The sequence below is a fragment of the Chelatococcus asaccharovorans genome, assembly GCF_003201475.1.
Classification (GTDB): Bacteria; Pseudomonadota; Alphaproteobacteria; order Rhizobiales; family Beijerinckiaceae; genus Chelatococcus; species Chelatococcus asaccharovorans.
The window spans coordinates 368,762-382,042 of record NZ_QJJK01000003.1 but is presented as its reverse complement, the minus strand read 5'-3'; the positions used below and the strand labels follow the sequence as shown (position 1 = coordinate 382,042).

Genomic DNA, 13,281 nt, shown 5'->3' with positions numbered 1-13,281 from the left:
TTCTGATGGACACTCGGTGCGCTGTTGGCGTTTATGATGGCAGGCTGGCGCGGACGGACGCGTGGTGGCGTTCGCCCCGTCGGGCCTGGAGAGCATAGGGTGACCGTGGCGCGGCAGGACTGCTCGCCCACGCGGGTTGGGCTGCGTTTTGCGGTGGGGCAGTGAGTGTTCGACGTTACAAGGACTTAACTTGAAACGTCGGTGTCGGATAGCCACCTACTGATGTGCGCGACAATTCCGGCATGCTCATTGCGAGGTGATCGGATAGCGGGCTGGGAGCAGCCATTGTTATGGTGAGCGCTTCCAGCGGACCGTCCGACGATCAGCCCATTGAGGGGGGGTCGGCGGACGCAAAACGAAGGACAAGTGGGCGATGACCACAACGAAGCCCCGTCAGGCTGCAGTTCCCGGTACGGTCGGTACTTATCCGGTCCTGCCTTTACGCGATATCGTCGTTTTTCCGCATATGATCGTGCCGCTGTTCGTGGGACGCGAGAAGTCCATTCGCGCGCTCGAGGAGGTCGTGAAGAGCGACCGGCATATTCTGCTCGCCACTCAGATGAATGCGGCTGACGACGACCCCGCGACCGATGCGATCTACACGATCGGAACCGTCGCGAGCGTGTTGCAGCTTTTGAAGCTCCCCGATGGCACCGTCAAGGTGCTCGTGGAAGGGACCGGCCGCGCCAAGATCAGTGCCTACGGGCGCACGGACGACTATTATGAGGCTGAGGCCGAGGTGCTGGCGGAGAGCGTCGGCAGCAAGGTTGAGACGGAAGCTCTGGCTCGCTCGGTGCTGGCCGAGTTCGAGAACTATGTGAAGCTCAACAAGAAGGTCTCGCCGGAGGTGGTCTCTGCGGTCACGCAGATCGAGGACCCGTCCAAGCTGGCGGATACGGTTGCCTCCCATCTGGCGGTGAAGATCGCCGACAAGCAGGGCATCCTCGAGACGACGGTCGTGGCTGAGCGCCTGGAGAAGGCCCTTGGCCTGATGGAGAGCGAGATCTCGGTCCTCCAGGTCGAGAAGCGCATCCGCACGCGCGTCAAGCGGCAGATGGAGAAGACACAGCGCGAGTACTATCTGAATGAGCAGATGAAGGCCATTCAGAAGGAACTCGGCGACGAGGACGGCCGCGACGAATTGGCCGAACTCGAGGAGAAGATCGAGAAGACGAAGTTCACCAAGGAAGCCCGCGAGAAGGCGCTGGGCGAGCTCAAGAAGCTCCGCCAGATGTCGCCGATGTCCGCCGAGGCCACCGTGGTGCGCAACTATCTCGATTGGATGCTCGGTATTCCGTGGGGCAAGCGGTCCAAGATCAAGAAGGATCTGAACCTCGCCCAGGGCGTGCTCGATGCCGACCACCATGGCCTGGAGAAGGTCAAGGAGCGCATTCTGGAATATCTGGCCGTTCAGCAGCGGGCCAACAAGCTGACCGGGCCGATCCTGTGCCTCGTCGGGCCTCCGGGCGTCGGCAAGACGTCGCTCGGCAAGTCGCTCGCCAAGGCAACGGGGCGCGAGTTCGTCCGCATGTCGCTCGGCGGCGTGCGCGACGAGGCCGAGATCCGTGGCCACCGGCGCACCTATATCGGCTCCATGCCCGGCAAGATCATCCAGTCGATGCGCAAGGCCAAGACGTCCAACCCGCTCATCCTGCTCGACGAAATCGACAAGATGGGGATGGATTTCCGCGGCGATCCGTCGGCGGCCCTGCTCGAGGTGCTGGATCCGGAGCAGAACTCCACGTTCAACGATCACTATCTGGAGGTCGACTATGACCTCTCGAACGTGATGTTCGTGACGACGGCCAACACGCTCAACATTCCGCCGGCGCTGCTCGACCGTATGGAGGTGATTCGCATCGCCGGCTATACGGAAGAGGAGAAGCTGGAGATCGCGCGGAAGCACCTCATTCCGGAGGCCGTGCGCAAGCATGGGCTGAACGAGAAGGAGTGGTCCATCGACGACGGCGGCCTGCTGACGCTCATTCGCCGCTACACGCGGGAGGCGGGCGTTCGTAACCTTGAGCGCGAGATCGCCAATCTGATCCGCAAGGCGGTGAAGGAGATCGTTCTCACCAAGCGCAAGGGCGTCGAGGTGACGGCGGACAACGTGGCCGACTATCTCGGCGTGCCGAAGTATCGCTACGGCGAAGCGGAGACGGAAGATCAGGTCGGCGTCGTGACGGGTCTGGCCTGGACGGAAGTCGGCGGCGAGTTGCTCACCATCGAAGGCATCATGATGCCCGGCAAGGGCAAGATGACGGTGACAGGCAACCTGCGCGAGGTGATGAAGGAATCGATCTCGGCGGCGGCGTCTTACGTCCGCTCGCGGGCGCTCGATTTCGGCCTCGAGCCACCCCTGTTCGAGCGTCGCGATATCCACGTGCACGTGCCCGAGGGGGCGACGCCGAAGGATGGTCCGTCGGCCGGCATTGCCATGGCGACAGCCATCGTCTCCACCCTGACGGGGATTCCCGTGCGGCGGGACGTGGCAATGACGGGTGAGGTGACCCTGCGCGGCCGTGTCCTGCCGATCGGCGGCCTCAAGGAGAAGCTGCTTGCGGCGCTTCGCGGCGGCGTCACCAAGGTGCTGATCCCGGAGGAGAACGCCAAGGATCTGGCGGACCTTCCCGAGAGCGTGCGCAGCGGTCTCGAGATCGTGCCGGTTTCCCGCATGGAGCAGGTGCTCAAGGAGGCCTTGGTGCGTCAGCCCGAGCCGATCACGTGGGATGAGCCGGCGGACGATAAGGCGAGGAAGACCTCTTCCGACGGTGAGTCGAGCGCCCTTGTGGCTCACTGAAGTGCTGCAAACAGGTAACGGATACTGTTGAAAAGTGCCCCCTGGCTGCCCAGTCAGGGGGCTTTTTTTGTTTTTGAGCGTCAGACACGTTGATTTCCTTGGAATTCTGGGCCATCGGGGGTGACACGCGCGCTGCTTTTCTGGCATGGACGCGTGTCTCGCGCAGCGCGCAGGACAAACGAAGCGCCTGCTTAGGGCAGGTCAGGAGGTTTGAGATGAACAAAGGTGATCTTGTTTCGGCCGTGGCCGAGAAGGCCAACCTTACGAAAGTTCAGGCCACGGAGGCTCTGGACGCTGCCATCGACGCCATCACCGCCGCTCTCAAGGCCGGCGATGAGGTGAAGCTTGTCGGCTTCGGCACCTTCGCGGTGGCTGATCGCGCGGCAGGCACGGCGCGCAATCCGCGCACCGGAGAGACCATCAAGGTTCCGGCGTCCAAGACGCCCAAGTTCAAGGCTGGTGCTGGCCTCAAGGAAGCCGTCAACGGCAAGTAAGGGCCTTGTAAGGGTCCTGGCCTCTCTTGGCTAGAACAGGCCCGTGGGGGAGGGGCGGCAGCCCTTTGAGAGGGGTCTCGGGCGTCTTGGCCCGATATCGGCGCCCTTCCGCATCCATTGACCGGCTCATTGCGGCATTCAGCGTGCTGCCGCCCGATCCTGTTTTCTGGCGGTTACACGCTGCGGCTGGGCGGGTTGAGGCTGGATCGCCCTCAGGGCCTGGATGGAAGGCCGTGCGGTCAAGGCAGTTAAGGCTTGCCTTGCCGGATGGCTCTCCATTAAATCAACTCAGTTTCGTCCCGAGAGCTGGTGCGAGACTGAACCTTCTCCGTGGCGGCGGCCTACGGATTGAGGGCGGTTAGCTCAGTTGGTAGAGCATCTCGCTTACACCGAGAATGTCAGCGGTTCGAGCCCGTTACCGCCCACCATATTCATTGTCGTCTCGTGCGACCGCCTTCCCTCAGTCGGAGCGCTGAGCCTTTTTGGCTCCCGCTGGACCGAGCGTGATCCTGAACTCCCAAATCCCCGTGTCCACAATTCAACCGTGAGTGGATGTGCTCCCTGCAGGCTTCCCGTCTGCCGGTGGATAGGCTGTTGCCAGCGGCGCTCTCACCGACTTGTGACGGTCACGCTGCCGCCCCCTTGAAACATCAAGAGACCAGCACCACCGTCGGGCCAGGGATCTTCCTTGGGGGCTAGGATCTCCTTTGGGGCTAGAATCTCCTCGGGGGCGAGATCCATCTAGCGATCTCCTGGAGCTTGCAATCGCCCGGGATTTGCCAAAGGTCGTGCCTCAGCCGTTGGCGCTGGCATTCGGCGGTGAATGGCCCGCGGCGAGGGGAGGGCGAGCGACCATTGCGTTCTTTTTGATTGGCTTGGAGCATAATCCGACCGGAGTGAAACGCGGATCGATAAGATTGTGCTTGAAAATAAAAGTGGTTAGAGCGCCGATCTGATGCAGTCAGATCGACCGCGCTCCCGATGATCTCGAACTGATCCGCCGGCGCAGGAGTCAGAATTGGCCGGCATGCGTTGAGCATTCTCCAAACTTGACGCCCCGCGCGCCATCGTTCAACATTTGGGCATAGTTCGTTCGATTGTGTGGCGGCTCCGGGAACACCCATGCCGCAATTGCGTTATCCCGACAGATATTTGAGCGTGTCTCAGTCATGGCTGAGATGCAGCGAGAGGAGACGCTTTCATGCATCACGGCACCAGGTCGACCTCGGATGGCGATTATGCTCTTGCTTCGTTGAGAGCGGATCTTCGGGAAATCATGTCCGAGTTTCGCCCCCCCGTGGGTAGGATAATAAGCATTTTGGAGAGCTTGGCGCCGTTTGCGACAACGGCCGAACGCATTCGGTCACGTGACGAGCTTCTTTCGTTTTTCAAAGAAAAAAGCAACGAAGTCGATTTCGCCCCTGCGCTTGACTGCCGGTTTCCATTTTTCTGGGGCCGTTTCTCACGGGCATGGCTCGACGACGCGGAGGCCACGGTTTCGCCGGATGCGACTGTCGTGCGCCTGTTCAGTGATCCGCGCGTCCAGCGCGGGCAATCGTCCCTCTAAGCCCACCAGCATGGGGGCAGGGCTCATCCCTGCCTTCCTGATCCGTGCCTCGATCATCACGACAAGTGTGGATCAGAGATCATGGAGCTGTCTCGCAAGCCTCCTGGGTCTCAAGCCCTTGTCTCCAGGTCTCGATGCGTTGGTTCCGCGCCGGTGCCTGTCTTTCAGCCGCGATCAAACGAACGCCGCCAACCCTAAGGTTTGGCGGCGTCGTCGTTCGAACAATCAAATGATGGCTCAATGCCGCTCTTTTTCACGCAAATCGGTGTCCACCGCGCGCGAAAAAGACGCTTTAGAGCATTTTCTTCACGCGAACCGGTGTCCACTTCGCTCGAAAATGCTCTAAATCCCCCAATAGGGGTTTACGCCATAATAGTCGTGAAGACGGCGCTCGTAAGCGCGGTCGCCCCAATCCGGCGTGTCGCGGGCTTCATAATGGGGAGCGCCCTCGAGCTGCTCGCGGCTCAAGTTCACGACGTATCCGCCCTTGTCGGTATCGTAGGTCAAGGTTGACCATGGGAGCGGATGGTATTGTTCGCCGATTCCGAGAAAACCCCCGAACGACATGACCGCATAGGCAACTTTTCCGCTCACCTTATCGATCATAACGCTGGAAATCTCACCAAGATGATCTCCAGCTCCATTATAAACCTCAGTTCCAGAGACCTTGTCGGAGCCAATGAGGTTCGTGGTTTCTGTCTTATGATCCATTGTCTTCTCCCGTTATGTCTCGCTCTTGTACAAACGCCGCGATGCTCGGCTTGTTCCCGTCGCTCGTCGGATGGAGACGCATTCGGCCGACCGCCAACTGCTGACCGCCAACTGCTGCACAGAGCCTGGAGTGGGAAAATCCGCGATTGTACTTTTTGGTTCCATAATGTGCCTTATGCGAATTCGCATGGAGAATTGAGTTCTGTCCCCTTCGTCCGATGATCGGCGCTTGAAACGTCAAGGCGCGCGTGATCCAAATCGCGGAACTCATTTCCCAGGAACTCCAGCTCTCGGGCTCAGACCGGTTATCTCGGCCGTACTCCATTGTTCGGCCCCATGTTCGGCGGCACGCCACGGGCGTTTCCCCAGATCCGAGGTAGACATCGTATGAAGGCATCTCCGGATATCAATCAGCTCATCGCGATCATGGCGGCCTTGCGCACGCCCGGCACCGGGTGTCCGTGGGATCTGGAACAGAATTTCGCGACGATTGCGCCTTACACGATCGAGGAAGCCTACGAGGTCGCCGATGCGATCGCGCGCGGCGATATGGACGATCTCTGTGAGGAGTTGGGCGATGTCCTCCTGCAGGTCGTGTTTCATGCGCGGATGGCCGAGGAGGCTGGCGAATTCGCGTTCGGCGATGTGGTCAAGTCCATCACCGCCAAACTCATCCGGCGCCATCCCCACGTCTTTGGCGAGGCCCGCGGGCTGTCGCCTGAGCGCGTGAAAGTGATGTGGGACCGCATCAAGGGCGAGGAGAAGGCCGAGCGGCGGCGGCGTCGGCAGGAGCGGGGATTGCCCGATGAAGGTCCGGCAGGGCTGCTGGATGGCATAGCACGGACGCTCCCTGCCCTCACCCGCGCCGACAAACTGCAGCGCAAGGCTGCCAGTGTCGGTTTCGACTGGTCGGAAGCGCGCGAGGTTGTGGCGAAGCTCCGCGAGGAACTCGACGAAATCGACGCTGCCCTGGCGCAGGCCGATCAAACCCAGGCGGATCAAACCCAGGCCGATCAAACCCTGGCCGATCAAACCCTGGCCAGCGAGTCGGAAGCCCGCCGCCTGGTGCTCGAAGAGATCGGCGATTTCATGTTTGCAGCAGTCAATCTGGCCCGCCATGTCGACGGCGATGCGGAAACGGCCTTAGCCATGACCAATGCCAAGTTCGAGCGGCGCTTTGCCCATATCGAGCAGCGCCTGGCCGCCGAAGGGCGCGGCGCTGCCGATGCGAGCCTCCAAGAGATGGAAGATCTCTGGCAGGAGGCCAAGCGCTTGGAAAAAGAAGCCAAGCACTTGGAAAAAGAAGCCAAATTGGAAAAAGAAGCCGCCCGTTCCGACTGACGGGGGCCGGTCAGCGTATGCGTTTGGCACCCGGGAAGCGGCGCAACAGGCGCGGCTGCTTTGCTTCGGCAACGCGGACGGCCAGCAGAATGCGGCCTTCGTCATCGGAACGCCGGTCGAGAATTTCCGCTTCTTCATAGAGCCAGTTCAACACATCGCCGGCCTGGGGCTCGACAATGACGTGATAGATGCCACGCCCGCGCGCCAGCCGGGTCTCGATTGCGGCGAGAAGCGTATCCATCCCCTCCCCGCTGAGGGCCGAGACCAGGACCGGCCGGAGGTCGGCCGGCCTGCGTGAGGCGAGATTGTCCAGCTTGGCGCGGTCATCCGGCGCGAGGAGGTCGGCCTTGTTCCACACCTCGATCAGGCGCTGGCCGTTCGTCGGGTCGATCCCGAGCTCGCGAAGAATGGTCTCCACATCGCTCGCCTGGGCCTCGGTGTCGCCATGGGAGACGTCGCGAACATGCAGCAGGACATCCGCCTCGATCACGTCTTCGAGCGTGGCCCTGAAGGCGGCGACGAGCATGGTCGGAAGATCGGATATGAAGCCGACCGTGTCCGAAAGAATGGCCTTCGAGCCGTGGGGCAGTTCGATCGCGCGCGCGGTCGGATCGAGCGTCGCGAAGAGCAGGTCCTCGGCCATGACCTTGGCAGCGGACAGCCGGTTGAACAGCGTCGACTTGCCAGCGTTGGTATAGCCGACGAGCGCGATGATGGGATAGGGCACCCGGCGCCTACTCTCGCGGTGCAGTGCGCGCGTCCGCTTGACCTGCTCGAGGTCGCGCTCAATCCGGCTCATCCGTTCCTGGATAAGGCGACGGTCTGTTTCGATCTGCGTCTCACCGGGGCCGCCGAGAAAGCCGAAACCGCCGCGCTGGCGCTCAAGATGCGTCCAGGAGCGGACCAGGCGGCTCTTCTGGTAGGTGAGATGGGCAAGCTCCACCTGGAGCGAGCCCTCACGCGTGCGGGCCCGCCGGCCAAAGATGTCGAGGATGAGGCCGGTCCGGTCGATGACCTTGGCACCCAGGGCCCGCTCGAGGTTGCGCTGCTGCACCGGCGAGAGCGCGCAGTCCATGACGACGAGCTCGATGTCGTCAGCCTTGACGATCCCCGCAAGCTCCTCGACCTTGCCCGAACCGAGATAGGTTGCGGGCCGGATGGCCGTGAGGCCGAGCGGCATCGCACGGACGATCATGAGATCGATCGCCCGCGCCAGCCCCACGGCTTCATCGAGACGCGCAGCCACGTCGCGTGCCGCGTGATCGCCGCTGCGCTCGGGTGGGCCGCGTGTCGCCAGGTAAGGCCCGATCACGAGAACGCGGGTATTCTTGCCCTCCTCATCAGCAGAGGAAGGCGCCGATGGTTGAAAGACGTCCTTACGCTTATCGGGTTCAGTCAATTCAGACCTTTTCTGACCCCATATCGTCGGTCGGCTCGAACAACTGAATCGGATGTCCGGGCATGATCGTTGATATGGCGTGCTTGTAAACTAGCTGCGAGTGCCCATCGCGGCGCAGCAATACACAAAAGTTGTCGAACCAAGTCACAACACCCTGAAGCTTGACGCCGTTGACGAGAAAGATCGTCAGCGGAACCTTGTTCTTGCGAAGGTGGTTGAGAAAGGTGTCTTGCAGGTTTTGCGCGCGTTCGCCCGCCATCTTGTTAAACCTTCTTCTTGCGCCGTGCTCATCGGTCCTTGTTCGCTTACACGGCTCCTGTTGTTGCCTTTGCCTCCACAGCCCGAAGGTTGTGCAGACGCGGGACGCTCATAGACCGATCAATGCATTACAATGGGAGAATTGCTTCAAACGCAAGCACCACGTCCGCCCCGATTGATTTCAGGGCGCGAGGCGGGCTGTCGAGCAGCCTCGCGCTTGATGGGCGGAAGGCTGTCACACGCGAGGGTCAGGAGCCTATGCCGAGCGACTTCAGCTTCCTGTGCAATGCGGATCGCTCCATACCGATAAATTCCGCCGTACGCGAGATATTGCCCGAGAATCGGTTGATCTGGGCCACCAGATACTCGCGCTCGAAAATTTCGCGTGCATCACGCAACGACAGGCTCATCAGCTTCTCGCCTCCGCTCCCTGCCGGCGTCGTAGGTACGAGCGTCCCGATCTCGGCAGGCAGAAGGTCAGCGGTAATCGCCGCGTCGGGATCACCGCCGGTCAATATCATCAATCGTTCGACATTGTTACGCAGCTGGCGCACATTGCCCGGCCAATCGTGCGATTGGAGCACGGCCATGGCATCGTCGGCGATGACGCGCTTCGCAAGCCCCGTCGCTGCTGAAATCTGCTCCATGAAGAAGCTGATGAGTTCCGGGACGTCCTCCCGCCGCTCGGCGACGGACGGCACGCGGATCGGCACGACACCCAGCCGATGGAACAGGTCCTCGCGAAAATGACCGTCGGCGATCTCCTGCGTGAGATCGCGGCTTGTCGAGGAGATGATACGCACATCGACGTGAACGCGGGTCGTGCCCCCTACCCGCTGGAAGTTCTGGTCGACCAGCACGCGCAGGATGCGATTCTGCGTCTCCCGGGGCATGTCGCCGACCTCGTCGATATAGAGCGTGCCGCCGTGGGCTTCCTCCAGGGCGCCGATGCGCCGGCCGCGCCCATCGGTTGCCTCCACGCCGAAAAGTTCGCTCTCCATCGTCTCGGGCGTGATCGCCGCCGCATTGATGACGATGAACGGGCCGCTGGCCCGCTGCGAGCTCATATGCAGGGCCCGCGCCGCCAACTCCTTGCCGGAGCCTGACGGGCCGCTGATGAGCACGCGTGCGTTGGTCGGGCCGACGCGTTCGATGCTCTGCCGCAACTGGTTGATGATCGGCGAACGGCCCACCATGCGACTGGTCTGCCCGGACCGCGTCCTGAGTTCCCGGACCTCGCGCTTCAGGCGCGATGCTTCGAGCGCGCGTTCGGCGACGAGAACCAGCCGATCAGCCTTGAACGGCTTTTCGATGAAATCATACGCACCGCGCTTGATCGCCGAGACCGCAGTTTCGATATTGCCATGCCCGGAAATCATGACGACCGGCACTTCCGGATTCTGCTCCTTGATCACGTCCAGCACTTGCAGGCCGTCGAGCCGGCTGCCTTGCAGCCAGATGTCGAGAAAGACCAGCTGCGGCCGGCGTGCTTCGATCGACGCCAAAGCTTCGTCCGAACCACCCGCTGTCCGCGTCCTGTGCCCCTCGTCATCGAGTATGCCGCCTACGAGTTCACGGATATCCGCTTCGTCGTCGACGATGAGGATGTCGGCGCTCATCCAATTGCCCTTTGTTTGATGTCGTCTTTGCTGTCCACTGCCGCAACGCCACCACTACCAGACTTGGGAAACCACATGCGCACACGCGCCCCCGGCCCGCCCGCGCGAACGCCGGGATGGTCGAGAAGCTCGATGCCGCCGCCGTGGTCCTCGAGAATTTTGCCGACGATGGCGAGGCCGAGGCCCGTACCGCCCTCGCGGGTCGTCATGTAAGGCTCAAGCAATCGCTGCCTGTGCTCCTTGGGAAAACCCTTGCCGTTGTCGCTGACGTCGATCGTCACGATGCCGTCCACATCGCGGACGCTGATATCGATCTCGCCGATGCCGCGCGTATTGCCCTCCACCGCCATCACCGCCTCGGTCGCGTTCTTCACGATATTCGTGACGGCCTGGGAGATGAGGCGGCGGTCGAAATAGGCGGTGATCCCCTCTGCCGGGAGGTCCTCGTTGAAGGTGATGTCCGGCGTGCCCACACGCATCAGGAAGACGACCTGGCGCACGGTGTCGACGACGTCGTCCGTCGCATGGGTCGGCTTCGGCATCCGCGCGAAGGACGAGAACTCGTCGACCATGCGCTTGATATCGTCGACCTGACGGACGATCGTGGCGACGCATTGGTCGAAAATCGCCCGATCCTCGACGATCACCTTGCCGTATTTGCGACGGATGCGCTCTGCGGAGAGCTGGATCGGCGTGAGCGGATTCTTGATTTCGTGGGCGATGCGCCGAGCAACATCCGCCCAGGCGGAGGTGCGCTGCGCGGAGACGAGGTCGGTAATGTCGTCGAGCGTGACGACAAGGCCCTTGTCCTGGCCGGCGGCCTGTTCACTGGTGACGCGCACGTTGAGCATGCGCTCGCGTCCGTCGCGGTTGAGCGTGATCTGCCCGCGGATCAGGAAGCGCTGGCGGCCTCCGATCACCTCATCGAGCAGGGGCGCCACTTCCGGAAGGGCTTCGGTGATCGGCTTGCCGATCACCGCGGCGCTGTCCGTCTGCAGGATCGCCTCGGCCGAGGGGTTGACGATGGTGATCATGCCGGCCGCATCCGTGCCGATGACGCCCGCGGACACGCCGGCCAGAACGGCTTCGTTGAAACGTCGGCGCTTGTCGATCACATCGCTCGCCGCGACCAGACCGTCGTGCTGCTGCCTGAGCTCGCTGGTCATCTTGTTGAATGTCGCGCCGAGATGGGCGAGGTCGCCCTCGGCTCGACGGATCGGCACCTGCACGTAGAAATTGCCGCTCGCGACCTGATCGGTCGCATGGATCAGCCGGCGGACGGGCATGACGAGCCGGTTGGCGAAGCTGAGCCCGAACCACACCGCAGACAGAAGCACGATCAACGCGACCAGCGCGAACATCGATGCGAAGGCGATCTGGATGCCGAGCTTCTTTTCCTCGAGCGCCTGATAATAGGCGACGCCGGTCTGTGCGGCGGCCGGAAATTCGACGGCGCGCGGATCGACCGGCCGTGCCACATAGAGCAGTGTCGGCTCCGGCCAATCCAGCTTGATGAGCGAGCGGAACAGGTTGCCGGTCTGCGGGATCAGGCAGACGGGATCGGTCGTGTTCGCGTCCTTGATATCCTCATCGGACGGCGGCGAGAGATTCTCGAGCGGCTTCTGCTCGATGCGCTCCAGCACCTGGCCTCCCTCGTTGACGAGCATGGCAGAGGGAAAGCCCAGGAACACCGACCGCGACAACATGAAGTCGTGGAACAGCTTGCGATCGGCGCTGAACAGGACCTTGGCCCGGTTGAGGTCGGCGGCCATCAGTTCCGTTTCGCGCACCATGTTGCGGCACTGGCTGTCGCGGTAGGCGTGGGCGATCTCAACCGTATTTGTGATGAGCCCCTTCAGGGAACTCGTGAACCAGGGGTCGAGCCCGCGCTCGAGCGTGATCGACGCGACGATCGCGACGAGGATGGCCGGTAGCGCGGCGACCAGGCTGAACAGGGATACGATGCGGACATGGAGGCCCGCGGCCGCGGCCCCCTCTCGCCTCGCCCTGAACAGGCTGTACGTCTCCCACAGGATCACCGACACGAGGAGCAGGACGAGGATGCCGTTGATGAACAGCGCCCAGACGACGACGATATGCGTCGGCAGGATCGGCGTCATGCCGGCGAGCACAACGAAGGTCACCAGCGCCGAGATCAGGGCGAGCGTGACCGCGACCGTGCCGATGATGCCGGACACGCGGGACTTGCGCTCTTTGGGAAGATCCGTCGTTAAGCTCACGAAGAATGGCCTGCCGTTTCGCGTCCATGCCCAGGCAGAGCTTGTCCGCAGCAGACGGACCCGCTCCCAGGTCGAATCGATTGAATAGCATCCGACAATGATGCGAAGCTACAACACTGTTGTCGAATTACGACAATCCCAAGGCAGGGGAAATGGCCGGAATGCCCCTATGCCCGAGATAAATACGGCTAATTGTTCGTGCGAAATCGATAATTTTATATGTGATACAATGTAATATAGAATTTTCTTCACGAACAGCTGGAAGCTGTGAAGCGGGAGAGCCTTTCGGCAATTTGGGCCTTCGCGTGGCCCGGCTTGGTGCAGGGAAAGCACATGGCCAAAACGCAACAATCGCAGCACGATCGGCTATCCTGTTTCCACGGGGGTTATGGCAGGCCGCCCAAAACCTCGATTGTCGATCGCCTTAATCCGGAAAATGCTCGACGTGGGTTTCGGCCGTCCGGCCGAAATAGAGAGCCCGGCGACCTGAAAACGAGACGATATAGCCGGCGCATCCGGCCGCTACGGCTTTCTCGCAGAAGCCTTTGTACGTATAGCCGGGAACCAGCTGCTGCGCCTCGCGGATCGCGAGCTGCAGGCGCGCGCTGTCGAATGTCGGCGCGACGGCCGCATCCACGCCGTGGGCCGGCAGTTCGAGGCTCTCTCCCTCAGCCAGATAATAGGTTGCCGTCGCCCGCCGGAAGTCGATCGCATAGCCCTCGAACCCGGCTTCCATCAGGGCACCGACGATCTCTGGGAAGGTCATTCTATTCGTTTCCGCCCCCTCGAGGCAGGCCCGGGCCGCTTCCTTCTGGTGATCATTCATCGCGATGGTCTCCGTGACGAGGGCAT

General features: G+C 61.8%; 10 protein-coding genes and 1 tRNA gene. 5 read left to right on the top strand and 6 right to left on the bottom strand.

What is annotated here, in order from left to right; translation table 11 throughout:
• Nucleotides 1-373: 373 nt before the first annotated feature.
• The 4 genes from lon to C7450_RS09230 all read left to right on the top strand — a co-directional run bounded on the left by lon (nucleotide 374) and on the right by C7450_RS09230 (nucleotide 4,861).
• Nucleotides 374-2,800: an endopeptidase La gene (gene lon / locus C7450_RS09245; RefSeq protein WP_110374145.1), complete on the top strand. Its 2,427-nt coding sequence runs from the start codon at nucleotides 374-376 to the stop codon at nucleotides 2,798-2,800.
• A gap of 215 nt (nucleotides 2,801-3,015) precedes the next feature.
• Nucleotides 3,016-3,294, top strand: coding sequence for an HU family DNA-binding protein (locus C7450_RS09240; protein ID WP_110374144.1), 279 nt, complete (start codon nucleotides 3,016-3,018; stop codon nucleotides 3,292-3,294).
• Nucleotides 3,295-3,646: 352 nt separating this feature from the next.
• Nucleotides 3,647-3,722, top strand: a tRNA-Val gene (locus tag C7450_RS09235).
• A gap of 773 nt (nucleotides 3,723-4,495) precedes the next feature.
• On the top strand, nucleotides 4,496-4,861 hold the full coding sequence (locus tag C7450_RS09230; RefSeq protein WP_146227304.1) for a hypothetical protein: 366 nt from the start codon (nucleotides 4,496-4,498) through the stop codon (nucleotides 4,859-4,861).
• Between the two features lie 342 nt (nucleotides 4,862-5,203).
• Here the strand turns inward: C7450_RS09230 and C7450_RS09225 are convergent, their stop codons facing one another.
• Nucleotides 5,204-5,572 carry a PRC-barrel domain-containing protein gene (locus C7450_RS09225; RefSeq protein ID WP_110374142.1) on the bottom strand — a complete coding sequence of 123 codons (369 nt, stop codon included), beginning with the start codon at nucleotides 5,570-5,572 and terminating at the stop codon, nucleotides 5,204-5,206.
• Between the two features lie 387 nt (nucleotides 5,573-5,959).
• Between C7450_RS09225 and mazG the strand changes: the two genes are divergently transcribed.
• Nucleotides 5,960-6,913 (top strand): nucleoside triphosphate pyrophosphohydrolase, encoded by a 954-nt coding sequence (gene mazG / locus C7450_RS09220; RefSeq protein WP_110374141.1) that lies wholly within the window; start codon nucleotides 5,960-5,962, stop codon nucleotides 6,911-6,913.
• Nucleotides 6,914-6,923: 10 nt separating this feature from the next.
• On the opposite strand, the gene hflX is transcribed toward mazG, so the two are convergent.
• The 5 genes from hflX to C7450_RS09195 all read right to left on the bottom strand — a co-directional run bounded on the left by hflX (nucleotide 6,924) and on the right by C7450_RS09195 (nucleotide 13,255).
• Entirely contained in the window at nucleotides 6,924-8,312 is a 1,389-nt protein-coding gene (gene hflX / locus C7450_RS09215) for a GTPase HflX (RefSeq protein ID WP_110374140.1), read from the bottom strand.
• A gap of 1 nt (nucleotide 8,313) precedes the next feature.
• The gene (gene hfq / locus C7450_RS09210; RefSeq protein ID WP_110374139.1) at nucleotides 8,314-8,571 is read right to left on the bottom strand and encodes an RNA chaperone Hfq; all 258 of its coding nucleotides are present in this window, start codon (nucleotides 8,569-8,571) and stop codon (nucleotides 8,314-8,316) included.
• A 247-nt stretch (nucleotides 8,572-8,818) separates the two neighbouring features.
• The gene (gene ntrX / locus C7450_RS09205) at nucleotides 8,819-10,189 is read right to left on the bottom strand and encodes a nitrogen assimilation response regulator NtrX (RefSeq protein ID WP_110374138.1); all 1,371 of its coding nucleotides are present in this window, start codon (nucleotides 10,187-10,189) and stop codon (nucleotides 8,819-8,821) included.
• Nucleotides 10,186-12,429 (bottom strand): sensor histidine kinase NtrY-like, encoded by a 2,244-nt coding sequence (locus C7450_RS09200; protein ID WP_110374137.1) that lies wholly within the window; start codon nucleotides 12,427-12,429, stop codon nucleotides 10,186-10,188. The genes ntrX and C7450_RS09200 overlap by 4 nt, the downstream gene beginning before the upstream one ends.
• A 424-nt stretch (nucleotides 12,430-12,853) precedes the next feature.
• Complete coding sequence (locus C7450_RS09195) at nucleotides 12,854-13,255, bottom strand: DUF1398 domain-containing protein (protein WP_110374136.1); 402 nt, start codon at nucleotides 13,253-13,255, stop codon at nucleotides 12,854-12,856.
• Between the last annotated feature and the right edge of the window lie 26 nt (nucleotides 13,256-13,281).